The following is a 24350-nucleotide window of genomic DNA, read 5'->3' on the forward strand; positions in this document are numbered from 1 at the left end:
CCGGCCATCTGCCGCACAGATCCGTGGTGGCCGGGCTTATTTCCAGAGCGCCTGGCCATTGCTGGCGGCAATCTGTTTCCACGAGTTGCGCACCTGGTTTTGTACGACGGCAGGCAGAGGCACATAGTCCAGATCCAGCGCCATCTTGCCGCCATCCTGATAGGCCCAGTTGAAGAACTTCAGCGCTTCGCTGCTGCCTTCGGCCTTGTCGGTCTTTTGCTGCATCAGGATAAAGGTCGCGCTGGAGATCGGCCAGCTCTCCTTGCCCTGGGCATTGGTCAGGATCAGGTAAAAGCCGGGGGCGTTTTTCCAGTCTGCACCAGCTGCTGCCGCGGCAAAGCTCTTGTCGTCCGGCTGGATAAAGCTGCCGGATGCATTTTGTACGGCGGCATGTGGGATATTGTTGACCTTGGCGTAGGCGTATTCAACATAGCCGACCGATCCTTTGATACGGTTAACGTAGTTGGCTACGCCTTCGTTACCTTTGCCGCCTACACCGACTTTCCATGCCACCGAAGTGTTGGCGCCGATGGCGGATTTCCAGGCAGGAGAAACCTTGGACAGATAATCGGTAAAGACAAAGGTCGTGCCCGAACCGTCGGAGCGGCGTACCGGGGTGATTTTCTGGTCAGGCAGTGCCACGCCCGGGTTGAGCTTGACGATCACCGGGTCATTCCACTTGCTGATAGTTCCCATGTAAATGTCGGCCAGTACCGGGCCTGTCAGCTTGAGCTGGCCTGGCTTGATGCCGGGCAGGTTGACGACCGGTACGACACCACCGATCACGGTCGGAAACTGTACCAGACCTTTTTTAGCCAGGTCTTCCGGCTTGAGCGGCATGTCGGATGCGCCAAAGTCTACGGTTTTGGATTCGATTTGCTTGATGCCGCCGCCGGAGCCTATCGACTGATAGTTGACGCGGTTGCCGGTCTTGGCTTTGTAAGCCTCTGCCCACTTGGCGTACAAGGGGTAAGGGAAGGTTGCGCCGGCGCCGGTAATGTCGGCGGCAAAGGCTGGGGCAATAAAGGCACCCGTCAGGGTCAGTGTGGCAGCGAGGCGTACGGTGTGTTTCATGCTGACTCCGGTTTGTGCATCAAGAAAGTTTCGATGGGCGCATCCTAGCCTGCTTTCTTTTCAGAAATATTACATTCACTGTCATCAATCGTCTTTGCGGGTTGACGCTCGCCCGTGACCCTCTGAATAATGCGGCACTTGCAAGAAATACTGGAGTCGGAAATGGGTGCCAAGCTGGTAATCGGTAACTGGAAGATGAACGGGCGGCTGGCCGCTAATGAACAACTGCTGCGTGCCATGCTGGCCATGCCGGCTATTGCGCGCAGCGGCGCAGGTATCGCTGCTCCCGCCGCTTATATCGCGCAGATTGCCGCGCTGTGTGAAGGCTCCGGCATTCAGGTTTGTGCCCAGGATGTGAGCCGGTTTGCCGCGGACGGCGCATATACCGGTGAAGTTTCTGCCTCCATGCTGGCCGATCTGGGGTGCCGCTATGTTTTGATCGGCCACTCCGAGCGGCGCCAGTATTTTGCCGAGGCCGGGGCATGTCTGGTTGATAAGCTGCAGGCTGCGCTGGATGCGGGCATGGTGCCGGTGTTCTGTGTGGGCGAGACGCTGGCCGAGCGCGAGGCGGGTGAGTATTTGTCGGTGATTTTTTCCCAGCTTGAAGTTTTACGCGGCTTTGCCGGGCGCGAACTGGTCGTGGCTTATGAGCCGGTTTGGGCGATAGGTACGGGAAAAGTAGCGAATATTGAACAAATTAGCGAAATCCACGCGGAAATAAAAAAATGGCTATTGCAAACGCTGGGGGGCACTGATAATATTCGCGTCCTCTACGGCGGCAGCGTCAAGGCAGACAACGCTGAGGTCATCATGGCAGTGCCTGGTGTTGATGGTGCGCTTGTTGGTGGGGCTTCGCTGGATGCTAGTACGTTTGAATTAATTTGCCAGACCGTTGAAAAGTAGATAAAATGGAACTCCTGAAAACACTGATCTGGATTGTAAACCTGCTTTCCGCAGTCTCTATTATCGTTCTTGTGCTGATGCAGCACGGTAAGGGCGCAGATATGGGGGCGGCATTTGGCGGTGGTGGCGGTTCTTCCGGAAGTTTGTTTGGTGCATCGGGTTCATCGAATTTTATGAGCAGAGCGACGGCTTTTTCGGCTGTTGTATTCTTCTCTACCTGTCTGGTCTTGTCCTATCTGTCCACTGAGAGACAGAGCGATTTGGGCGTGATGGGTCATAGTGTTGAACAGCCTGTCTCGCAAGTCCCGAGCGGTGCGGCTGATAATAATAAAACCGGTCCAGTAGTACCGGAGTAAACCAAGGTTTGTTCAGTGCCGACATGGTGAAATTGGTAGACACGCTATCTTGAGGGGGTAGTGGCCATAGGCTGTGTGAGTTCGAGTCTCACTGTCGGCACCACAATATCTAAAAAACAGGTCACCGGGATTCCGGTGACCTGTTTTTTTTTGGAGCGATAGAAAGGCTTGCCTTTCTTTTTTAGGGGTGTTCGGGAAAATGCTGCAGAATTACTTCCCTATCTTGCTGTTTGTCATTGTCGGCCTTATGGTCGGTGTCGGGCCTATCGTTCTTGGTAAGCTCGTCTCCCCCAATCGGCCCGACCCTGAGAAACTGTCACCATACGAGTGTGGCTTCGAAGCCTTCGAAGACACGCGCATGCGTTTTGATGTGCGTTACTACCTCGTTGCAATTCTCTTTATCTTGTTCGATCTCGAAATCGCTTTCCTGTTCCCTTGGGCTGTCGTGCTCAAGGAAATCGGCATGTTCGGTTTTGGCGCCATGCTGGTTTTCCTGGCCATTCTGACGATCGGCTTTATCTATGAATGGAAAAAAGGGGCGCTGGAATGGGAATAGAAGGGATTCTCGAGAAGGGTTTTGTCACCACTACGGCTGACACCCTGATCAACTGGACGCGCACGGGTTCCATGTGGCCGATGACTTTCGGTCTGGCCTGCTGTGCGGTGGAAATGATGCATGCCGGTGCGGCGCGTTACGATCTGGATCGCTTCGGCATCGTATTCCGCCCCAGTCCGCGTCAGTCCGACCTGATGATTGTTGCCGGTACCTTGTGCAACAAGATGGCTCCGGCCCTCAGGAAGGTCTACGACCAGATGGCTGAACCGCGCTGGGTGATTTCCATGGGTTCGTGTGCCAACGGAGGCGGGTATTACCATTACTCGTATTCTGTGGTGCGCGGCTGTGACCGCATCGTGCCTGTCGATGTCTACGTGCCGGGCTGCCCGCCAACGGCTGAAGCCTTGCTGTACGGCATCATTCAGCTGCAGAACAAGATCAAACGCACCAATACTATCGCCCGCTGAGGGAGAAGCCATGGCCTCCAAAATGGAAGCGCTCAAATCGAGCGTCGAGAGTCTGCTCGCGCCACATATTGTGCATAGCACAATTGCGTTGGACGAGCTAACTGTCGTATGCAAGTCTGATTGCTTGGTCGAAGTCGCGACAAAGTTGCGCGATTCGGCCGAGCTTTCGTTTGAACAATGCATAGACATGTGCGGCATGGATTACAGCACGTACCGGGATAGTCCCTGGGACGGCCCGCGCTTTGCCGCCGTGTATCAGTTGTTGTCGCTCAAGCACAACCAGCGCATCCGTTTGCGTTGTTTTGCCGAGGATGACGACTTTCCTGTCCTGCCTACCTTGACCGGTGTCTGGAGCTGCCTGAACTGGTACGAGCGCGAAGCATTCGACCTGTTCGGGCTGATGTTCGACCAGCACCCGGATTTGCGCCGCATCCTGACAGATTACGGCTTTGTCGGTCATCCGTTCCGCAAGGATTTCCCGGTTTCTGGTTTTGTGGAAATGCGTTACGACGCAAGCCAGCAGCGCGTGATCTACCAGCCGGTCAGCATCGAACCGCGCGAGATCACCCCGCGCATTATTCGCGAGGAGAACTACGGTGGCTGATATCCGCAATTACACGCTGAACTTCGGCCCGCAGCACCCGGCTGCACACGGCGTATTGCGCCTGGTGCTGGAGCTGGATGGCGAGGTGGTGCAGCGTGCCGACCCGCATATCGGTCTGCTGCATCGCGGCACCGAGAAGCTGGCCGAATCCAAGACCTATCTCCAGTCGTTGCCTTATATGGACCGTCTGGATTATGTGTCGATGATGTGCAACGAGCACGCCTATTGCCTGGCTATCGAGAAGCTGACCGGGGTCGACGTGCCGCTGCGCGCGCAGTATATCCGCGTGATGTTTGCCGAGATTACCCGCATTCTGAACCACTTGTTGTGGATCGGTGCGCACTCGATCGACATCGGCGCGATGACTATGTTCCTGTACGCGTTCCGCGAGCGCGAGGATCTGATGGACCTGTACGAGGCGGTGTCCGGTGCGCGTCTGCACGCGGCCTACTTCCGCCCGGGCGGTGTGTATCGCGATCTGCCGGACACCATGCCGCAGTACACCGCCTCCAAGATCAAGAATGCCCGTGAAGTCGCGCGCCTGAACGAAAACCGTCAGGGCACGATGCTCGATTTTATCGAGGACTTCACCCGCCGCTTCCCGGCCTGCATCGACGAGTATGAAACCCTGCTTACCGATAACCGCATCTGGAAGCAGCGTACCGTCGGTATCGGCGTGGTCAGCCCCGAGCGCGCTTTGCAGCTGGGCTTTACCGGCCCGATGCTGCGCGGCTCCGGCGTGGCGTGGGACTTGCGCAAGACTCAGCCTTACGACGTGTATGCCGAGATGGATTTCGACATTCCTGTCGGCAAGACCGGTGACTGTTACGACCGTTATCTGGTGCGGATGGAAGAGTTCCGCCAGTCCAACCGCATCATTGCCCAGTGCGTAAAGTGGCTGAAAGCCAATCCGGGTCCGGTGATTACCGAGAACCACAAGGTGGCGCCGCCATCGCGCGAAGGCATGAAAACCAATATGGAAGAGCTGATCCACCACTTCAAGCTCTTTACCGAAGGCATGCATGTACCCGAGGGCGAAGTCTATGTCGGTACCGAACACCCGAAAGGCGAGTTCGGTATCTATATGGTGTCCGACGGTGCCAACAAGCCGTACCGCCTGAAAATCCGTGCCCCAGGTTACGCGCATATCGCGGGCCTGGACGAAATGGCACGCGGTCACATGATTGCCGACGTGGTCGCGATCATCGGTACGCAGGATATCGTGTTTGGGGAGATTGACCGCTGATGTTGTCCGCAGAATCGCTTGCAAGTATTGACCGCGAGGTTGCCAAGTACCCTGCCGACCAGAAGCGGTCGGCGGTAATGGCCGCGCTGAGGATCGCGCTGACCGAACGTCGCGAACAGGGCCAGACGCCGGAGGCGCGCTGTCTGACGCCCGAGGTGATCGAGTATGTGGCGAATTATCTGGAGATTGCTCCGGTTGCCGCGTACGAAGTAGCCACTTTCTACAACATGTACGACATGAAGCCGGTGGGCAAGTACAAGATCACCGTCTGCACCAATTTGCCGTGCGCACTGTCCGGTGGTGTGTCTGCCGCCAAATACCTGTCGGAAAAGCTGGGCATCGCCATCGGCGAAACCACGGCCGACGGCAAGTACACCCTGCTGGAAGGGGAGTGCATGGGCGCATGCGGTGATGCACCGGTCTTGCTGGTGAACAACCACAAGATGTGCAGCCATATGTCGCCGGCAGCGATAGACCAGAAACTGGCGGAGCTCGAATAATGGCGATCTTCAAAAGTGGTGTGATTTTCGAAGGCGTGGACACCCAGGACGAAAATGCCTGGCGTCTGGCCGCCTACGAGGCGCGTGGCGGCTATGTTGCCCTGCGTAAAATCCTTGCGGCGCAGATGCCGCAGGACGAGGTGATTGCCGAAGTGAAAAACTCCGGCTTGCGCGGGCGTGGTGGTGCGGGCTTTCCTACCGGCCTGAAGTGGAGCTTCATGCCGCGCAGCTTCCCTGGCGACAAATACGTGGTGTGCAATACCGACGAGGGCGAGCCGGGTACGTTCAAGGATAGAGATATCCTGCGCTACAACCCGCATGCGCTGATCGAAGGCATGATCATCGCCGGTTACGCCATGGGCACCCGCGCCGGTTACAACTACATCCACGGCGAAATCTTCGAAGCCTACGAGCAGTTCGAAGCCGCACTGGATGAAGCGCGTGCCGCCGGCTTGCTGGGGCAGAATATTCTCGGTACCGGTTTCAATTTCGAGCTGTATGCGGCGCATGGTTATGGCGCCTATATCTGCGGCGAAGAAACGGCCTTGCTGGAGTCGCTGGAAGGCAAAAAAGGCCAGCCGCGCTTCAAGCCGCCGTTCCCTGCGTCGTATGGCCTGTATGGCAAACCGACCACCATCAACAACACCGAATCCTTCGCTTCGGTGCCGTTCATTATCAAGGACGGCGCGCAGAAGTTTCTGGAAGCGGGCAAGCCGAACAACGGCGGCACCAAGCTGTTCTCGGTGTCCGGCCATGTGAACCGTCCGGGCAACTACGAAGTGCCGCTGGGCACCCCGTTTACCGAGCTGCTGGAAATGGCCGGCGGCATGCGTGACGGCAAAAAGCTCAAGGCGGTGATTCCGGGCGGCTCGTCCGCACCGGTACTGCCGGCCGAGATCATGCTGGGCGTGACCATGGATTACGACAGTATTTCCAAGGCCGGCTCCATGCTGGGTTCGGGCGCCGTTATCGTGATGAACGAAGACGTGTGCATGGTGCGTGCGCTGGAGCGTCTGGCCTACTTCTATCACGAGGAATCGTGCGGACAGTGCACGCCGTGCCGCGAAGGCACCGGCTGGCTGTACCGCATCATCCATCGCATCCTGAACGGCGAAGGCCGTCCGGGAGATCTCGAATTGCTGGATTCCGTCGGCAACAATATGGCTGGCCGCACCATCTGTGCGCTGGCCGATGCCGCCGTTTTCCCGGTCCGCAGCTTCACCAAGCACTTCCGTCATGAGTTCGAGTACCTGATCGAACACGGTAAGCCGCTGGTGGATCACAAATGGTGTTGAGCGATGCTTGAAATCGAAATCGACGGTAAAAAACTGACGGCCCCGCAAGGCAGCACCGTAATGGAAGCTGCCCATTCGATCGGGACGTATATTCCGCACTTCTGCTACCACAAGAAACTGTCCATCGCGGCCAACTGCCGCATGTGTCTGGTCGAGGTGGAAAAGGCGCCCAAGCCGCTGCCGGCTTGCGCTACGCCAGTGACGGACGGCATGAAGATCCATACCCACTCCGATCTGGCGAAAAAAGCCCAGGCCGGGGTGATGGAGTTCCTGCTGATCAACCACCCGCTGGATTGCCCGATCTGCGACCAGGGCGGCGAATGCCAGTTGCAGGACATCGCGGTGGGTTATGGCAACGGTGCTTCGCGCTATCAGGAAGAAAAGCGCGCCGTGCCGGGCAAGGATATGGGTCCGCTGGTCTCGGCCGAAGAAATGAGCCGCTGCATCCACTGCACGCGCTGCGTACGCTTCACCGAGGAAATCGGCGGCTTCCAGGAAATCGGCATGGCCCATCGCGGCGAGTTCTCCGAGATCCTGCCTTTCCTTGGCAAGACGGTGAATTCGGAAATCTCCGGCAACGTGATCGATCTGTGCCCGGTGGGCGCGCTGACTTCCAAGCCTTACCGCTACAGCACCCGTGCCTGGGAGCTGTCGCGTCGCAAGTCGGTCAGCCCGCATGATGGTCTGGGTGCCAACCTGATTGTCCAGGTCAAGCACAATGAAGTGATGCGCGTGCTGCCGCTGGAAAACGAAGAGATCAACGAGTGCTGGCTCGCCGACCGCGACCGCTTCTCCTATCAGGGCCTGAACAGCGATGCGCGCCTGAAGACCCCGAAGATCAAGTTTGACGGGCGCTGGCACGATACCGACTGGGAAACCGCACTGGCCTATGTGGTCAAGGGTCTGAACGGCGTATCGGCCGATCATGGCAAGGACGCCATCGGCTTCCTGACCAGCCCGCACTCGACCACCGAAGAGCTGTATCTGGCGCAGAAGCTGGCGCGTGCTTTCGGCATCAACAATATCGACTACCGCAGCGCGCGCAGCGATTTCCGTGCCGATGCGGCCAAGCAGGGCGCCGAGTGGCTGGGTTCCTCCATCGTCGAACTGGCTGCGGCCAAGTCGGTGCTGGTGATCGGTTCGAGCTTGCGCAGCGAGCAGCCTTTGCTGGCTTCGCGCATTCGCCAGGCCAGCAAGAAGGGCATGGCGCTCAATATCATCCATGTCGCCGACGACGAGCTGTTGATGAACGTCCACGCCAAGCTGATTGCCTCGCCTCTGGCGCTGGTCAATGCCGTGGCGCAGGTGCTCAAGGCAGTGGTGGCGATCAAGGGTGGCGACAGCACGCTGGATCTGGCTCAGGTGGACGTGTCGGCTCAGGCGCAAGCCATCGCCGACAGCCTGTGCGCAGGCGAAACCGCACGCATCGTGCTGGGCGCCGTTGCCCAGCATCACCCGGCTTACAGCGAGCTGCTGGCGCTGACGCAGGAAATCGCCCGCATCAGCGGCGCCGGTTTCGGTGTCTTGTCCGAAGCGGCCAATAGCGTGGGTGCGGAACTGGTTGGCGCATGGGCGCAAGGCGGCATGAGCGCCGGCGAGATGATCGCCTCGCCACGCAAGGCTTATGTCCTGCTGAACACCGAGCCCGAGTTCGACGGCTACAACAGCGCAGCCAGCGTGGCGGCCATGAAGCAGGCGGCGACCGTGATCGCACTGACGGCCTACCAGAGTGAAGGCTTGCTCGATTACGCCGACGTGCTGCTGCCGATCGCACCGTTCTCCGAAACGGCCGGCTCTTTCATCAATATGGAAGGCCGTCTGCAGGCATTCAACGGCGTGACCAAGCCGCAAGGCGAAGCGCGTCCGGCGTGGAAGGTGCTGCGCGTGCTGGGCAATATGCTGAGCCTGGACGGTTTCGGCTTTAACAGTGCCGAAGAAGTCCGTAGCGAACTGTTGGCCAAGGGCGATATCGCCCAGCGTCTGAACAACAGCCTGAGCAGCATCGCAGCCAACACCGCCGCCAAGGCCGGGGTGGTGCGGGTGGGTGAAGTGCCGGTTTACAGCACCGATGCCATCTGCCGCCATGCGCCTGCCTTGCAGGCGACCGCACTGGCCGCTGCGCCGGTTGCACGCATCGCTGCTGATGTGTTTGCCGCAGCAGGTCTGGCCGAGGGCGAGCTTGCGCTGGTGAAGCAGGGCGGCGCGACGCTGCGTGTGCCTGCGCATCTGGATGCAAGCTTGCCGGCCGGTGTGGTTCGTCTGGCGGTGGCGCGTGCCGAAACAGCGATGCTGGGCGGCATGTTCGACACCATTGAAATCGAGCGGGGGTAAGCCATGGAATTCATTCAAGGATTGCTGGGTGAGCAAGCCGGGCTGGTGGTCTGGACCCTGCTCAAAATCGTTGCCATTGTGGCGCCGATGATGCTGGCTGTTGCGTATCTCACGCTGGCCGAGCGCAAGGTGATCGGTTATATGCAGCTGCGTATCGGCCCTAACCGGGTCGGTCCTTATGGCCTGCTGCAACCGATTGCCGACGGCGTGAAGCTCTTGCTGAAAGAGATCATCCTGCCGGCCAAGTCGAACAAGGCGCTGTTCATTATCGGCCCCATCCTGTCGATCGCGCCGGCTCTGGCTGCGTGGGCAGTGGTGCCGTTTACCGACACGCTGGTGCTGGCCAATATCGATGCCTCGCTGCTGTACATCATGGCGGTGACGTCGATGGGTGTGTACGGCGTGATCATCGCCGGCTGGGCGGCCAACTCCAAGTACTCCTTCCTTGGCGCCATGCGCTCGGCGGCACAGATCGTGTCCTACGAGATCGCCATGGGCTTTGCCTTGGTAACGGTACTGATGGTGTCGGGCAGCCTCAACCTGGTCGAGATCGTCAACCAGCAAGGGCGGGGCATGGGCGGCGGTTCCATTTTGTCGTGGAATTTGATTCCGCTGTTTCCGATGTTCATCGTCTACCTGATTGCCGGTGTCGCGGAAACCAACCGTGCACCGTTTGACGTGGCCGAAGGTGAATCGGAAATCGTGGCCGGCTTCCATGTCGAGTACTCGGGCATGGCCTTCGCGGTGTTCTTCCTGGCCGAATACGCCAACATGATCCTGATTGCAGCGCTGACTTCGCTGATGTTCCTGGGTGGCTGGCTGTCGCCGTTCCCTGCGTCGTGGGGCTTGCTGGGTGCATCCGGCTTTATCTGGCTTGCGCTGAAGATCAGTCTGGTGCTGTTCTGCTTCTTGTGGTTCCGCGCGACCTTCCCGCGCTACCGCTACGACCAGATCATGCGCCTGGGCTGGAAAGTCTTCATTCCGGTGACGCTGGTATGGGTGGTCGTGGTCGGTGCGTGGATGATGAGCCCGCTGTCCTTGTGGCAATAAGGTCGGGGACCGGAGAAACAATATGAATAAATTTTTCAAGACCTTCTTCCTGCTGGAGCTGCTCAAGGGCCTGTCGGTGACGCTGCGCTATTTCTTTGCGCGCAAGATCACCGTGCAGTTCCCGGAAGAGAAAACGCCGATGTCGCCGCGTTTTCGCGGCCTGCACGCCCAGCGCCGCTACGCCAATGGCGAAGAGCGCTGCATCGCGTGCAAGCTGTGCGAGGCGGTGTGCCCGGCCATGGCGATCACCATCGAGTCGGAACAGCGCGATGACGGCACCCGCCGCACCAGCCGTTACGATATCGATCTGACCAAGTGCATCTTCTGCGGTTTTTGTGAAGAAGCGTGCCCGGTCGACGCCATCGTCGAGACGCATATCTTCGAATACCACGGAGAGAAGCGCGGCGACCTGTATTACACCAAGCCGATGTTGCTGGCAGTAGGCGATAAGTACGAAGCCGAAATTGCCAAGAACAAGGCCGCCGACGCCAAGTATCGCTAAGGGGGGAACATGAGCTTTCCATTGATAGTTTTTTACGTACTCTCGGCGATCCTGCTGTTCTCGGCCTTCAAGGTCGTGACCGCCAAGAACCCGGTGCATGCCGCACTGTGGCTGGTGCTGGCTTTCTTTACCTCGTCCGGTCACTGGTTGCTGCTGCAGGCCGAGTTTCTGGCCATCGCGCTGGTGCTGGTTTACGTCGGCGCGGTGATGGTCTTGTTCCTGTTCGTGGTGATGATGCTGGACATCAATATCGAGAAGATGCGTGCCGGTTTCTGGCAGCATTTCCCGCTGGCTGCGACCGTGGGGCTGATTATGGTGGCCGAGATGGTGCTGATTCTGGCCAGCCCGCAAGCGCATCTGGCCGGCTATGAAGCGGCCGCACCGCTGGCGGCCGATGCCAGCAACGTCAAGGTGCTGGGCCTGCAGATCTACACCACCTATCTGATGCCGTTTGAACTGGCTGCCGTGCTGTTGCTGCTGGCGATTGTGGCCGCGATTGCGCTGACCCAGCGCGAGCGCAAGGACGGCAAGTATGTCGACCCTGCCATGCAGGTCGAGGTGAAGGCTGCTGACCGCCTGAGCATTGTAAAAATGGCCGCCGTACGCGACGAGCCGGTGATTAACGAAACCAACGAGCCGCAGGCTTGAGCCCGCAAGAAAGGAAAGCAAAGTGCTGACTCTGACACACTTTCTCGTGCTGGCTGCCGTGCTGTTTTCCATCAGCGTGATGGGGATTTTCCTCAACCGCAAGAACGTGATCGTTCTTTTGATGGCAATCGAGCTGATGCTGCTGGCCGTGAATTTCAACTTCATCGCCTTTTCGCACTACCTCTCCGATACGGCGGGGCAGATCTTCGTGTTCTTCATCCTGACGGTGGCCGCAGCCGAGTCTGCTATCGGTCTTGCCATTCTGGTGGTGCTGTTCCGCAACCAGAGCACCATCAATATTGAAGACCTGGATAGCCTCAAAGGCTAAGCAGATACCAACAAACGAGAAGCCAGAAAATGGATATGAAGAGCTTATACCTGCTGATTGCCCTCTCGCCGCTGGCGGGGGCCATCATTGCAGGCTTGTTTGGCTGGGCGATAGGACGCCGCGCCGCACACGTCGTGACCATCGCGGGTGTGGCGGTTTCGGCCGTCCTCTCGCTCAAGGTGCTCTACGGTTTTCTTAACGGTGGAGCAGTCTTTAACGAAACGGTTTACACCTGGCTGACTGTCGGCGGCATGGAGTTCTCCGTCGGCTTCCTGGTCGACAGCCTGACCGCGCTGATGCTGGTGGTGGTGACTTCGGTATCGCTGATGGTGCATATCTACACCATCGGCTATATGTCCGAAGATCCGGGCTACCAGCGTTTCTTCAGCTACATCTCCTTGTTTACCTTCTCCATGCTGATGCTGGTGATGAGTAACAACTTCGTGCAGCTGTTCTTCGGCTGGGAAGCGGTGGGCCTGGTGTCCTACCTGCTGATCGGTTTCTGGTTCAAGCGCCCGACGGCGACTTACGCCAACCTCAAGGCATTCCTGGTCAACCGCGTGGGTGACTTCGGTTTCCTCTTGGGTATCGGCCTGGTGCTGGCGCATTTCGGCGGCTCGCTCAACTACGCCGACGTGTTTGCCGCCTTGCCGCAGGTGAAAGACCAGACCATCCAGATCATCCCGGGTGTTGATTGGTCGTTGATGACCGTCACCTGCATCTTGCTGTTTGTCGGCGCGATGGGTAAGTCGGCGCAGTTCCCGCTGCATGTCTGGCTGCCGGACTCGATGGAAGGCCCGACCCCGATTTCGGCGCTGATCCACGCGGCGACCATGGTGACGGCCGGTATCTTTATGGTGTCGCGCATGAGCCCGATGTTCGAGCTGTCGGACACCGCGCTGAACTTCGTGATGATCACCGGTTCGATCACTGCGCTGTTCATGGGCTTTTTGGGAATCGTGCAGAACGACATCAAGCGCGTGGTGGCTTACTCCACGCTGTCGCAGCTGGGTTACATGACCGTGGCGCTGGGCGCTTCGGCCTACTCGGTGGCCATGTTCCATGTGATGACCCATGCCTTCTTCAAGGCGCTGCTGTTCCTTGCCGCCGGTTCGGTCATTATCGGCATGCACCACGAACAGGACATGCGCAAGATGGGCGGCCTGCGCAAATACATGCCTATCACCTGGATCACCAGCTTGCTGGGTTCGCTGGCGCTGATCGGTACCCCGTTCTTCTCCGGCTTCTACTCCAAGGATTCCATCATCCTGGCAGTCGAGCACAGCAATCTGGCGGCTTCCGGCTTTGCGACCTTTGCGGTGCTGGCAGGCGTATTCGTCACGGCGTTCTACAGCTTCCGCATGTATTTCCTGGTGTTCCACGGCAAGGAGCGCTGGATGGATGCGGCGCACCCGGCCAGCCATCATGGTGACCATGCCGACGAAGAGCCGGATCATGACCATCACCACGGTCTGGGTCCGAACGACAAGCCGCACGAAAGCCCATGGGTGGTGACCCTGCCGCTGGTGCTGCTGGCGATTCCTTCGGTGATCATCGGTTACTTTGCGGTGGGTCCGCTGGTTGGCGGCGACTTTTTCAATGGCGTGATCTTCACCAATCTGGCCGCACATCCGGGTCTGGCTGCCGTGATGCCGCATGCCGAGCACGCTTTTGAAATGGGCATGCACGCCTTTGTGACGCTGCCGTTCTGGCTGGCGCTGGCTGGTGTGGTCACTGCCTGGGTGTTCTATATGAAGGCGCCACAGATTCCGGCTGCCATCAAGAAGACTTTCGCTCCGGTGAATACCCTGCTGGAAAACAAGTACTACCTGGACGAGATCTACTTTGCCGTGTTTGCCAAGGGCAGCCGTGCTTTGGGGACCTTCTTCTGGAAGATCTGCGACATGCTCCTGATCGACGGCCTGATCGTCAATGGTTCGGCCAAGCTGGTGGGTTCGTTCTCGCGTGTGGTACGCCGCCTGCAGACCGGTTTTATCTACAGCTACGCCACCACCATGATTGTCGGTGTACTGGCCCTGATCACCATCTGGTTCTCGCAGCTCATCTTCGGTTGAGCGCGGTATCGGGATTGAAATAACAAATAGGTTTTGACTATGTTATCTAATCTGTTAAGTCTGGTGATCTGGGTGCCTATCGCCGCCGGCTTGCTGGTACTGGCTACCGGGGGGGATCAGCGTGCTGTTCTCGCCCGCTGGCTGGCGCTGGCGGGCGCGGCGCTGGGTTTCCTGGTGTCACTGCCGCTGTTCCTGAATTTTGACGTGCTCAATGCGGGCATGCAGTTCGAAGAGATGCGTCCGTGGATTGCGGCGCTCAATATCAACTACCACCTGGGCGTGGACGGCATCTCGATGCTGTTTATCGTGCTCAACAGCTTCATCACCCTGATGGTGGTGCTGGCTGGCTGGGAAGTGATCCAGAAACGCGTGGCGCAGTATATGGCCGCCTTTTTGATCATGTCCGGCCTGATCAACGGTGCTTTCGCCGCGCTGGACGCGATCCTGTTTTACGTGTTCTTCGAGGCGATGCTGATCCCGATGTATCTGATCATCGGTGTCTGGGGTGGCCCGCGCCGCGTGTATGCGTCGATCAAGTTCTTCCTGTACACGCTGCTGGGTTCGCTCCTGATGCTGGTGGCTTTCATCTACCTGTATTTCGCTGCCGGCAAGACCTTCTCCATCCTGGCCTTCCAGGATCTGATGGCCATCCCGCTGAATGTGCAGATTCTGCTGTTTATCGCCTTCTTCATGTCGTTCGCGGTGAAGGTGCCAATGTGGCCGGTGCATACCTGGCTGCCGGATGCGCACGTCGAGGCGCCAACCGGCGGCTCCATGGTGCTGGCGGCGATCACGCTGAAGATCGGTGCCTACGGCTTCCTGCGATTCGCCCTGCCCATCCTGCCGGATGCCTCGCGTGAACTGGCGCCCATCATCGTCGGCCTGTCGCTGGTGGCGGTGGTGTATATCGGCCTGGTCGCACTGGTGCAGACCGATATGAAGAAACTGGTGGCGTACTCGTCGATCTCGCATATGGGTTTTGTCACGCTGGGCTTCTTCCTGTTTGCCGGCAACGAGCTGAATGTGTGGGCGGTTGAAGGCGCCATCGTACAGATGGTCAGCCACGGCTTTGTTTCCGCCGCGATGTTCTTCTGCATCGGCGTAATGTACGACCGCGTACACAGCCGCAATATCGCCGACTACGGTGGTGTCGCCAACAAGATGCCGATCTTCGCCGCCTTTATGGTGCTGTTCGCCATGGCCAACTCCGGCCTGCCGGCGACTTCGGGCTTTGTCGGTGAATTCATGGTGATCATGGGTGCGGTGCAGGTGAACTTCTGGGTGGCGGCACTGGCCGCGCTGACGCTGATCTTCGGTGCGGCGTACACGCTGTGGATGGTCAAGCGCGTGATCTTCGGCGAGGTGGGCAACCACCATGTGGAAGAGCTCAAGGACGTGAACAAGCGCGAGTTCCTGGTGCTGGCGGTGCTGGCGCTGACCGTGCTGGGCATGGGCCTGTACCCGCAAGCCTTCGTCGACAAGATGCATCTGTCGGTGAATGACCTGATCGCGCATGTTGCGCAAAGCAAGCTGTAAGGCCACAAGGAAAACGTAATGAATTGGGCTGATCTTAATCTGATGCCGGCATTGCCCGAGATCTTCCTGCTCGCGGCGCTGTCGTTCATCCTCGTACTCGATCTTTTCATCCCTGATGAAAAGCGCGATGTTACCTATGGCTTGTCGCTGCTGACGCTGGCGGCTTGTGCGGCGCTGCAGCTGGCGACTTTCGAGCCGTTTGCTACCACCACCTTCTCCGGCATGTTTGTCGATGACCCGATGGCCGACATCATCAAGGTCGCGATGTATGGCGTGACGGCAGCGGTGCTGGTGTATACCCGCCAGTATGTGGCCGATCGCGGCATGTTCCGCGGCGAGTACTACACCCTGTCGCTGTTCGCGCTGCTGGGCATGAACGTCATGGTGTCGTCTTCGCACTTCCTGACGCTGTATATCGGTCTGGAACTGCTGTCGCTGGCACTGTATGCGCTGATCGCGCTGCGCCGTGACTCGGCTGCCGGCACGGAAGCGGCGATGAAGTACTTTGTGCTGGGCGCGCTGGCTTCGGGCATGCTGCTGTACGGCATGTCCATGGTGTACGGTGCTACCGGCTCGCTGGCGATCAGCGAAATCGCGGCGGCGATTGCCTCCGGCCACAGCAATGCGGTGCTCTTGGTGTTCGGTCTGGTGTTCCTGGTGGCTGGCCTGGCGTTCAAACTGGGTGCCGTACCGTTCCATATGTGGGTGCCTGACGTCTATCAGGGCTCGCCCACTGCCGTGACGCTGATGCTGGGTGCTGCACCCAAGCTGGCGGCTTTCGTGTTCATTATCCGCATCCTGGTGCAGGGCATGGGCGAGCTGTCGGGTGACTGGCAGGGCATGCTGGTGCTGATCGCCGCGCTGTCGATGATGATCGGTAACGTTGCCGCCATTGCGCAAACCAATATCAAGCGCATGCTGGCCTACTCGACCATCTCGCACATGGGCTTTTTGCTGCTGGGCTTGCTGGCAGCCAACGAGCAGGGCTACGCCTCGGCCATGTTCTACGCCATGGTCTATGTCCTGACCACGCTGGCCGGCTTCGGTGTATTGCTGGCGCTGTCGCATGCCGGTTTTGAATGCGAGAAGCTGGAAGACCTGAAAGGCCTGAACCAGCGCAATAGCTGGTATGCCTTCCTGATGCTGCTGGTGATGTTCTCCATGGCGGGCATTCCGCCACTGGCCGGCTTCTATGCCAAGTTTGCCGTGATCAAGTCGGTTGTCGATCTGGGGGCCGTCAATATGGGCTTCGGCATGGTGAGCGCGCTCTATCTGGCGGTGTTCGCGGTGATGATGTCGCTGGTTGGTGCCTTCTACTATCTGCGCGTCGTGAAAAATATGTACTTTGACGACAAACAGAGCGATGCACCGATTGTGGTACGCGGCGAAATGAAGGTTTTGCTGTCGGTGAATGCGCTGGCCTTGCTGGTGCTGGGGGTGTTGCCGCAGGGTTTGATTGAACTTTGTATCGAAGCCATGCGTCAATCACTGGCCGTTCTGTAAAAGCAACGTCTTAAAAACCGGACGGGCGTGTTGCGAAGCTGCGCAACACGCCCGTTTTTATTGAAGTGACAGGAAATAAAATGGAATCCAGCGTCATCGTCCTGCTATTGCTCGCCCTGGTTGCGGCCAACCTGCCGTTTATTCTGCCGCGCGTCGCCGGTGTCTTTGCCGTCAAGCGCAAACACTTCGGCTGGCAGTTTCTGGAGTTTCTGGTCTTGTATCTGCTGGTCGGCCTGCTGGCGCGGCTTTTGGAGGCGCAGCAGATGCCGGTGCATGCACAGAACTGGCAGTTTTACGTCACCACGCTGGCCCTGTTTGCGGTATTCGCCTTCCCCGGCTTTGTCGCCTGCTACTTCTGGCGCGGCACACGCCGATAAAGTTATTTATTCACTTTTCCTTCTCCCGCGTACGGGAGAAGGTGGCGCGTAGCGCCGGATGAGGGCGTGCCGCACCACCTTCACCCAGCCCCCCCGTCAGCAGGCGAGGGGTATCAATCGCCCGCTTGGCGGGCTCCCACAGGACAGCCACCGTAGGCGAGCGCGCAGCGGGCGATTCTCAGCGTTGGTAGAACGATGCCTCGCCCTCGGGGCGGGTTTTGAAGCGCTTGTGCAGCCAGAAATACTGTTCGGGCGCTTCGAGTATGCGCTGTTCGAGAAATTCGTTCATGCGCCGGGTGTCGGCCTCAATATCGTCGCTGGGAAAGTTGTCCCAGGCAGGATAAAAGGTCAGCGTGACGCCATGCTGGGTGCGCACAGGAATCGCCGGCACGATCTTCGCCTTGGCAAGCCCTGCAATCCGCGACAGGCCCGGCACGGTGGCGGTCTGTACGCCGAAAAAGGGCACAAAGATGGAGTCGCGCCGGCCGAAGTCCTGATCAGGCAGGTAGAGGAAGGGGGCGTGTTGCTTGCGCATGGCCTTGATAATGGCGCGCAGGCTCTCCTGGCGTGACATGATAAAGGCGTTGTCGAAGCGGTTGCGCCCGGCGTACATCTTTGCATCCATCGCCTTGTTCTTCTGGTGCGAGTAGACGCTGACCAGCGGGACTTCCAGATTCAGCCTTAATGCGGCCAGTTCGAAGCCGACAAAGTGCGGGTAGAACAGGATCACGTCTTCGCCGGCATCCCTGAGGTCGGTCAGGTGATGCAGATCCTTGAGTTCAACCAGTTGCCTGATGCGTGCCGGACTGCTCCACCAGCAAATGCCGTATTCCAGCATCAGTTGCAGCATATGGCCGAAATGGCGGCGCAGGATGCGCACGCGCTCGGCCTGTTTCATGGCGGGAAAACACAGGCGCAAATTGGTGAGGCCTATGCGGCGGCGCTCGCCGGCCAAAAGATAGGTAACTGCACCCAGTCCCTGTGCCAGTCGTGAAATCAGGCAAACAGGCAACAGGCGAATCAGCCAGAGCAGGGCAAAAGCAATCTTCATTGAGTCGGGTTTTCCGCGTGTGGCCCGCTGGCGCCGGCCGGTGTTTTGTAACGGTTATAGCTCCACAGATACTGGGTGGGGCAGTGGCGTATCAAGGTTTCTACGGCACGATTCATCCGTGCTGCATCTTCCGCCTTGTCGCCGTCAAATGCTTCTTCTAGCGGGCTGATATGCACGGCAAAGCCTTGTCCTTTGGGCAGACGCTTGCCGTAAAACATCAGGGTCGTGACTTTGGCCATCCGCGCCAGGCGCGGCACCAGTGTCATGGTATAGGCCGGGCGGCCGAAAAAGGGCGCCCAGACACCATCGCCGCTGCCGGGCACCTGATCCGGCAAAATAATGGTCGCTTCGCCGTTTTTCAATGCCTTCATCACCAGGCGCACCCCGGCAGGGGTTGCCGGTGCGGTTTTGGCATTGTCGCGCATGCGTCCGCCCTGCATCACCGGCTCCAGCCAGGCAAGCTTGGGCGGACGGTACATGGCGGTCAGCGGAAAAGGCAGGCGCGAGCTGATGTAGCGCCCGGCAATATCGTAGGCACCCAGATGCGGGGTGACAAAGATAATGCCGTGGCCGGCAGCCAATGCGGCTTCCACATGCTCCCAGCCGTCGCAGGACTTGATCAGCGCGCAGATTTCAGCAGAATCGCGTGTCCAGGCAATGGCCAGTTCCAGCGTGCCTTTCCCCGTTTCGGAAACACTTTTTTTGACATATTCTTGATAAACCTGATAATTGGCGCAAACTCCACTTTTTTTCAGGTTTTCTTCGATCCTCGCAGCATATTGCGGGGAGGTTTGGTAGACAATCCGGCCCAGTAACGCCCCGAGTGCCTGTAGCCAGCGTAGCGGCAGACGGGCAAGGGCGGCGAGCAGGATTTGAGCGAGTCGGGACATGGCAGTCCTAGCGTTCGGGTCAAAACGGGTCATTCTACCACCAACGTGAAGCCTTCTCTTTGGGAACCATCCATGAGCGAATATCTCTTTACTTCCGAATCCGTATCCGAAGGCCATCCAGACAAGGTTGCCGACCAGATCTCCGATGCCATCCTCGATGCGATTTTCCGTGAAGATCCCAAGGCACGCGTTGCTGCCGAAACACTGGTCAACACCGGCCTTGTGGTGCTGGCCGGTGAAATCACGACCCACGCCAACGTCGACTACATCAAGGTCGCGCGTGAGACCATCAAACGCATCGGTTACGACGACTCTGAGCTGGGCTTCGATCATCGCGGCTGTGCGGTGCTGGTGGCTTACGACAAGCAGTCCCCCGACATCGCCCAGGGCGTGAATGAAGGCGAGGGCATGGATCTGGATCAGGGCGCCGGTGACCAGGGCCTGATGTTCGGCTATGCCTGCGACGAAACCCCGACCCTGATGCCGTTCCCTATCTACTACGCCCACCGTCTGGTGCAGCGTCAGGCCGAACTGCGCAAGGATGGCCGCCTGCCATGGCTGCGTCCGGATGCGAAATCGCAGATTACCTGCGTGTATGACTCCGCCACCGGTCTGCCAAAATCTATCGACACCGTGGTGCTGTCCACCCAGCATAGCCCCGATATCGACCACAAGACATTGACCGAAGCCATTATCGAAGACGTGATCAAGCCGGTGCTGCCGCCGGAAATGATCACCTCCGCCACCCGCTATCTGGTCAACCCTACCGGTCGCTTCGTGATTGGCGGCCCGATGGGCGACTGTGGCCTGACCGGTCGCAAGATCATCGTCGACACCTATGGCGGTGCTGCGCCGCATGGCGGCGGCGCCTTCTCCGGCAAGGACCCGTCCAAGGTTGACCGTTCGGCCGCCTACGCCGGCCGTTATGTGGCGAAGAACATCGTCGCCGCCGGTCTCGCGCGCCAGTGCCAGATCCAGGTTTCCTACGCCATCGGCGTGGCGCAGCCGACCTCGATTTCGGTCGACACCTTCGGCACCAACACCATTCCGAACGAACGCATCGTGGAACTGGTCAAGCGCCATTTCGACCTGCGCCCGAAGGGCATCGTGCAGATGCTGGACCTGCTGCGCCCGATCTACACCAAGACCGCCGCCTACGGCCACTTCGGCCGCGAAGAGCCCGAGTTCACTTGGGAGCGCACCGACAAGGTCGAAGCGCTGCGCGCCGACGCCGGGCTGTAAATACTACTGTCTTGCACTCTCAGTGCAGTTGTTTAAAACGGATCGCAATGCGGTCCGTTTTTTATTGCACGCCATGTGATGCCATTAGTTTATTTTTGTGGCTATAATCGTCCCAATTCCGGGGAGTGCTGCAAGGCTTGCGCCCCAGGCCCGGACCGCTTCAACTGCACTCACCTATGCAACCCGTGCCGGGCACGGGATGTCGGGTGAGCCGCATCCCTCCCGGCCTTCGTGACAGGAATAACACGATGGCTGAATTCAACGATTACCTCGTCGCCGACATCAATCTTGCTGCCTGGGGCCGCAAGGAACTGGCGATTGCCGAGACCGAGATGCCGGGCCTGATGGCGCTGCGCGAAGAGTACAAGCACAGCCAGCCGCTGCGTGGCGCGCGTATCGCCGGCAGCCTGCACATGACCATCCAGACCGGCGTGCTGATCGAGACGCTGGTGGCACTGGGTGCCGATGTGCGCTGGGCCTCGTGCAATATCTTCTCGACCCAGGATCACGCCGCTGCTGCCATTGCTGCAGCCGCTATTCCGGTATTCGCGTTCAAGGGCGAGAGCCTCGACGAGTACTGGGAGTACTCGCACCGCATTTTCGAATGGCCGGAAGGCGAGCCTGCCAACATGATTCTGGACGACGGCGGTGACGCGACCCTGCTGTTGATGCTGGGTAGCCGTGCCGAGAGCGATATCGGCGTGGTGGGCCATCCGTCCAATGAAGAAGAAACTGCGCTGTTCGCGTCGATCAAGCAGCATCTGGCGCTCGACCCGCACTGGTACTCCAAGCGTCTGGCGCATATCAAGGGCGTGACCGAGGAGACCACTACCGGTGTGCATCGTCTGTATCAGATGCAGAAGGATGGCCAGCTGCCATTCCCGGCGTTCAACGTCAACGACTCGGTGACCAAGAGCAAGTTCGACAATCTGTATGGCTGCCGCGAAAGTCTGGTTGACGGTATCAAGCGCGCGACCGACGTGATGATTGCCGGCAAGGTGGCGGTGGTGCTGGGCTATGGCGATGTGGGCAAGGGCTGTGCGCAATCCTTGCGCGGCCTGGGTGCCACGGTATGGGTGACCGAGATCGACCCGATCTGCGCGCTGCAGGCGGCGATGGAAGGCTATCGCGTGGTGCGTATGAACGAGGTGGCCGGCGAGGCCGACATCTTCGTGACCACCACCGGCAACGTCGGTGTGATCACGCACGCGCATATGCAGAAAATGCGCAATAACGCCATTGTGTGCAATATCGGCCACTTCGACTCCGAAATCGAAGTCGCCAGCCTGCGCCAGTACCAGTGGGACAACATCAAGCCGCAGGTCGACCACATCATCTTCCCGGACGGCAAGCGCATCATCCTGCTGGCCGAAGGCCGGCTGGTGAATCTGGGCTGCGGTACCGGCCACCCGTCGTTTGTGATGTCCAACAGCTTCACCAACCAGGTGCTGGCGCAGATTGAAATCTTCTGCAATGGTGCGAAGTACGGTCGCGAAGTGTATGTGCTGCCCAAGCATCTGGACGAGAAAGTCGCCCGTCTGCATCTGGCACGCATCGGGGCGCATCTGACCGAGCTGTCCGACGAGCAGGCTGCGTATATCAGTGTGCCTAAGGATGGCCCGTACAAGCCTGCGCACTACCGTTACTAAGCGTTAAGCGGTAGCCCGTCATGCCGCCAAGAGCAGCCGGGCTACCACCTTGCAATCGACAAGGGGGAACCATGAACAAGCGCAATTTCAGTTTCGAGTTTTTTCCGCCCAAGACGGATGAGGGTATGGCCAAGCTGCGCAATACCCGCGCCCAACTGGCCCAGTTCAAGCCCGAATTTTTTTCGGTAACCTTTGGTGCCGGTGGCACCACGCGCGAGGGTACGCTGGCTGCGGTGCAGGATATCCGTAACGCCGGCCTGGCCGCGGCGCCGCACCTGTCGTGCATCGGTTCGACCCGCGACAATATTCGCGCGGTGCTGAACGAGTACCGCGAACATGGTATCCGCCATATTGTGGCACTGCGTGGCGATATGCCTTCGGGTATGGTCGAGGCCGGCGAGTTCCGCTACGCCAACGAACTGGTCAGCTTCATCCGCGCGGAGCATGGCGAGCATTTCCATATCGAAGTGGCGGCCTATCCCGAGTTCCATCCGCAGGCACGCTCGGCCGAAGAGGATATGGCCAACTTTGTGCGCAAGGTCGAGGCCGGCGCCAATTCGGCGATGACCCAGTATTTCTTCAATGCCGATGCCTATTTCCGCTTCGTGGATGAGGTGCAGGCACGCGGTGTGACCATTCCGGTGGTGCCGGGCATTATGCCTATCTCCAATTTCGGCCAGCTGGTGCGTTTCTCCGATATGTGCGGCGCGGAAGTGCCGCGCTGGTTGCGTCTTCGGATGCAGGCGTATATGGACGACAGCGCTTCGATCCGCGCGCTGGGGCTGGATGTGGTGACCGAGCTGTGCGACCGGCTGCTGAGCAATGGCGCGCCGGGCCTGCATTTCTATACGCTGAATCAGGCGGGGCTGGTGTCCACCATCTGGCAGCGCCTGGGTTTGTAGCGCGACCATGCCATAGTAAAAGGCGCACCGGCTTTGGCCGCTGCGCCTTTTTTAGTCAGGGGGCAGGATGCGGAGCTTGTGCGCAGGGGAGGTGCGGTTGTGCCGGCGTTTGTTTGGTGATGCGCTTAATTATCATAAGGTGCGCGTGCATGATCGCGCTTATCTTCCATGGCTGGGCCCGCGTGCGATGGCGCCGAACGGCAGCCTCTATTTTCCCGGGCGCGGCGGCCTGTATGCGGACGATTTCTCGCAGGCATCGCCACGCCTGCAGCTGTTGTTCGTGCACGAGATGACGCATGTCTGGCAGTACCAGCGCGGTTATCGCCTGCGTCTGGCCGCCTTGTGTCTGTTGGCGCAAGGTGGCTATGGTTGGCGCGATGCTTATGCCTATCCGCAGCAGCCGGGTGCCGAATTCAAAGACTTTAATTTCGAGCAGCAAGCCGAACTGGTGTCGCATTACTATGGTGCGGCGGTGCTGGGCTTGCCCGCCTTGCAGCCTAGCTTGCCATGGCTGCAGGCGGTGTTGCAGGGCTTTCTTGCTGACCCGGGCGATAAGCGTTTATTGCCTGTTTCCCGACGCCTGGCGACGTAAAAAAGGGGCCATCGGCCCCTTGGTCAGGATTTGTCTTCGGGCGAGGATTTTTCGCCTATTTTGCCTTCCTGTCCGGTCAGTAGGTTGACCAGGTTGGACTTGTGGCGGTGGACCACCAGAATGGCGATGATGATGCAGGTGCCGAAAAACGGGCTTTGCGGACCAATGATGAAGTAGGCGAACACCGGTGCCAGTACGCAGGCGGTCAGCGCAGACAGCGACGAAATCTTGACTACCAGCGCCATAAACAGCCAGGTCGCAATCGCGGCCAGCGCCAGCCACAGGTTGAAGCCGAACAGTACCCCCACCGCGGTGGCAACGCCCTTGCCGCCCTTAAAACCGAAAAATATCGGCCACATATGGCCAACCAGCACCGCCAGCGCGACCATGGAAACTTCGCGCGCTCCCAGACCATAGCGGGGTGCCAGCCATGCGGCCAACGCAACGGCCAGCCAGCCTTTGATGCCGTCGCCCAGCAGGGTCAGGACGGCGGCCAGTTTTTTGCCCGAGCGCAGTACATTGGTGGCGCCAGGGTTGCCCGAGCCGTAGCTTCTGGGGTCGGCCATGCCCATGGCGCGGCTGACGATCACGGCAAACGAAAGCGAGCCTATCAGATAGGCGACGGCGATGAAGGCAAAGGCTGTCGTGGTCATGGTTAATACACTAGAATGCG

25 protein-coding genes, 1 tRNA gene and 1 riboswitch are annotated in these 24350 nt (G+C 59.0%); of the genes, 22 read left to right on the plus strand and 4 right to left on the minus strand.

All coding sequences use genetic code 11. The annotated features are described in order from the left end of the window. Positions 1–36: 36 nt before the first annotated feature. Positions 37–1074 (minus strand): phosphate ABC transporter substrate-binding protein PstS, encoded by a 1038-nt coding sequence (gene pstS, locus GQF02_RS00345; protein WP_160794116.1) that lies wholly within the window; start codon positions 1072–1074, stop codon positions 37–39. A 162-nt stretch (positions 1075–1236) separates the two neighbouring features. Here pstS and tpiA point away from each other — a divergent pair, with 162 nt between their 5' ends. The 18 genes from tpiA (at position 1237) to GQF02_RS00435 (ending at position 17351) form a co-directional block, all read left to right on the plus strand. After that, on the plus strand, positions 1237–1977 hold the full coding sequence (tpiA, locus tag GQF02_RS00350; protein WP_124734704.1) for a triose-phosphate isomerase: 741 nt from the start codon (positions 1237–1239) through the stop codon (positions 1975–1977). A gap of 5 nt (positions 1978–1982) precedes the next feature. After that, positions 1983–2333 carry a preprotein translocase subunit SecG gene (secG, locus tag GQF02_RS00355; protein WP_124734705.1) on the plus strand — a complete coding sequence of 117 codons (351 nt, stop codon included), beginning with the start codon at positions 1983–1985 and terminating at the stop codon, positions 2331–2333. A 17-nt stretch (positions 2334–2350) separates the two neighbouring features. Continuing rightward, positions 2351–2436 (plus strand) — tRNA-Leu (locus GQF02_RS00360). A 96-nt stretch (positions 2437–2532) separates the two neighbouring features. Beyond that, the gene (locus tag GQF02_RS00365; protein WP_124734706.1) at positions 2533–2889 is read left to right on the plus strand and encodes an NADH-quinone oxidoreductase subunit A; all 357 of its coding nucleotides are present in this window, start codon (positions 2533–2535) and stop codon (positions 2887–2889) included. Further along, positions 2880–3356, plus strand: coding sequence for a NuoB/complex I 20 kDa subunit family protein (locus GQF02_RS00370; RefSeq protein ID WP_124734707.1), 477 nt, complete (start codon positions 2880–2882; stop codon positions 3354–3356). Before GQF02_RS00365 ends, GQF02_RS00370 begins: the two co-directional genes overlap by 10 nt. A gap of 10 nt (positions 3357–3366) precedes the next feature. Then, positions 3367–3960: an NADH-quinone oxidoreductase subunit C gene (locus tag GQF02_RS00375; RefSeq protein ID WP_124734708.1), complete on the plus strand. Its 594-nt coding sequence runs from the start codon at positions 3367–3369 to the stop codon at positions 3958–3960. Then, entirely contained in the window at positions 3953–5206 is a 1254-nt protein-coding gene (locus GQF02_RS00380) for an NADH-quinone oxidoreductase subunit D (protein ID WP_124734709.1), read from the plus strand. Before GQF02_RS00375 ends, GQF02_RS00380 begins: the two co-directional genes overlap by 8 nt. Beyond that, positions 5206–5706: an NADH-quinone oxidoreductase subunit NuoE gene (gene nuoE / locus GQF02_RS00385; RefSeq protein WP_124734710.1), complete on the plus strand. Its 501-nt coding sequence runs from the start codon at positions 5206–5208 to the stop codon at positions 5704–5706. Before GQF02_RS00380 ends, nuoE begins: the two co-directional genes overlap by 1 nt. Continuing rightward, the gene (nuoF, locus tag GQF02_RS00390; protein ID WP_124734711.1) at positions 5706–7001 is read left to right on the plus strand and encodes an NADH-quinone oxidoreductase subunit NuoF; all 1296 of its coding nucleotides are present in this window, start codon (positions 5706–5708) and stop codon (positions 6999–7001) included. The genes nuoE and nuoF overlap by 1 nt, the downstream gene beginning before the upstream one ends. 3 nt (positions 7002–7004) lie before the next feature. Then, a complete protein-coding gene (gene nuoG, locus GQF02_RS00395) occupies positions 7005–9332 on the plus strand; it encodes an NADH-quinone oxidoreductase subunit NuoG (protein ID WP_160794118.1) in 2328 nt (775 codons plus the stop codon). Positions 9333–9335: 3 nt separating this feature from the next. Further along, positions 9336–10382 (plus strand): NADH-quinone oxidoreductase subunit NuoH, encoded by a 1047-nt coding sequence (gene nuoH / locus GQF02_RS00400; protein ID WP_124734713.1) that lies wholly within the window; start codon positions 9336–9338, stop codon positions 10380–10382. A 22-nt stretch (positions 10383–10404) separates the two neighbouring features. Continuing rightward, positions 10405–10884 (plus strand): NADH-quinone oxidoreductase subunit NuoI, encoded by a 480-nt coding sequence (nuoI, locus tag GQF02_RS00405; protein ID WP_124734714.1) that lies wholly within the window; start codon positions 10405–10407, stop codon positions 10882–10884. Between the two features lie 9 nt (positions 10885–10893). Continuing rightward, a complete protein-coding gene (locus GQF02_RS00410) occupies positions 10894–11532 on the plus strand; it encodes an NADH-quinone oxidoreductase subunit J (RefSeq protein ID WP_124734715.1) in 639 nt (212 codons plus the stop codon). 22 nt (positions 11533–11554) lie between these two features. Beyond that, positions 11555–11860 (plus strand): NADH-quinone oxidoreductase subunit NuoK, encoded by a 306-nt coding sequence (nuoK, locus tag GQF02_RS00415; protein WP_124734716.1) that lies wholly within the window; start codon positions 11555–11557, stop codon positions 11858–11860. 29 nt (positions 11861–11889) lie between these two features. After that, on the plus strand, positions 11890–13935 hold the full coding sequence (gene nuoL / locus GQF02_RS00420) for an NADH-quinone oxidoreductase subunit L (RefSeq protein WP_160794120.1): 2046 nt from the start codon (positions 11890–11892) through the stop codon (positions 13933–13935). Positions 13936–13974: 39 nt separating this feature from the next. Next, a complete protein-coding gene (locus tag GQF02_RS00425) occupies positions 13975–15471 on the plus strand; it encodes an NADH-quinone oxidoreductase subunit M (RefSeq protein WP_124734718.1) in 1497 nt (498 codons plus the stop codon). A gap of 18 nt (positions 15472–15489) precedes the next feature. After that, complete coding sequence (nuoN, locus tag GQF02_RS00430) at positions 15490–16974, plus strand: NADH-quinone oxidoreductase subunit NuoN (protein ID WP_160794122.1); 1485 nt, start codon at positions 15490–15492, stop codon at positions 16972–16974. 80 nt (positions 16975–17054) lie between these two features. Continuing rightward, positions 17055–17351 (plus strand): DUF2818 family protein, encoded by a 297-nt coding sequence (locus GQF02_RS00435; protein WP_160794124.1) that lies wholly within the window; start codon positions 17055–17057, stop codon positions 17349–17351. Positions 17352–17529: 178 nt separating this feature from the next. Here GQF02_RS00435 and GQF02_RS00440 read toward each other — a convergent pair whose 3' ends face one another. Beyond that, the gene (locus GQF02_RS00440) at positions 17530–18402 is read right to left on the minus strand and encodes a lipid A biosynthesis lauroyl acyltransferase (RefSeq protein ID WP_160794126.1); all 873 of its coding nucleotides are present in this window, start codon (positions 18400–18402) and stop codon (positions 17530–17532) included. Next, a complete protein-coding gene (locus GQF02_RS00445; RefSeq protein ID WP_160794128.1) occupies positions 18399–19292 on the minus strand; it encodes a lysophospholipid acyltransferase family protein in 894 nt (297 codons plus the stop codon). Before GQF02_RS00445 ends, GQF02_RS00440 begins: the two co-directional genes overlap by 4 nt. A 72-nt stretch (positions 19293–19364) precedes the next feature. On the opposite strand from GQF02_RS00445, the gene metK reads away from it, so the two are divergent. From metK to GQF02_RS00465, 4 genes are all read left to right on the plus strand, one after another. Beyond that, a complete protein-coding gene (gene metK / locus GQF02_RS00450) occupies positions 19365–20534 on the plus strand; it encodes a methionine adenosyltransferase (RefSeq protein ID WP_160794130.1) in 1170 nt (389 codons plus the stop codon). Between the two features lie 114 nt (positions 20535–20648). Then, positions 20649–20713: riboswitch (S-adenosyl-L-homocysteine riboswitch) on the plus strand. 69 nt (positions 20714–20782) lie between these two features. After that, positions 20783–22183: an adenosylhomocysteinase gene (ahcY, locus tag GQF02_RS00455; RefSeq protein ID WP_124734724.1), complete on the plus strand. Its 1401-nt coding sequence runs from the start codon at positions 20783–20785 to the stop codon at positions 22181–22183. A 71-nt stretch (positions 22184–22254) separates the two neighbouring features. After that, on the plus strand, positions 22255–23085 hold the full coding sequence (gene metF / locus GQF02_RS00460) for a methylenetetrahydrofolate reductase [NAD(P)H] (protein ID WP_124734725.1): 831 nt from the start codon (positions 22255–22257) through the stop codon (positions 23083–23085). 145 nt (positions 23086–23230) lie between these two features. Beyond that, positions 23231–23677 carry a type IV secretion protein Rhs gene (locus tag GQF02_RS00465; RefSeq protein WP_160794132.1) on the plus strand — a complete coding sequence of 149 codons (447 nt, stop codon included), beginning with the start codon at positions 23231–23233 and terminating at the stop codon, positions 23675–23677. A 23-nt stretch (positions 23678–23700) separates the two neighbouring features. On the opposite strand, the gene plsY is transcribed toward GQF02_RS00465, so the two are convergent. Further along, positions 23701–24330: a glycerol-3-phosphate 1-O-acyltransferase PlsY gene (gene plsY / locus GQF02_RS00470; RefSeq protein WP_124734727.1), complete on the minus strand. Its 630-nt coding sequence runs from the start codon at positions 24328–24330 to the stop codon at positions 23701–23703. Positions 24331–24350 lie beyond the last annotated feature (20 nt).

The sequence above is a fragment of the Craterilacuibacter sinensis genome, assembly GCF_009831765.1.
Taxonomy (GTDB): Bacteria; Pseudomonadota; Gammaproteobacteria; order Burkholderiales; family Chromobacteriaceae; genus Craterilacuibacter; species Craterilacuibacter sinensis.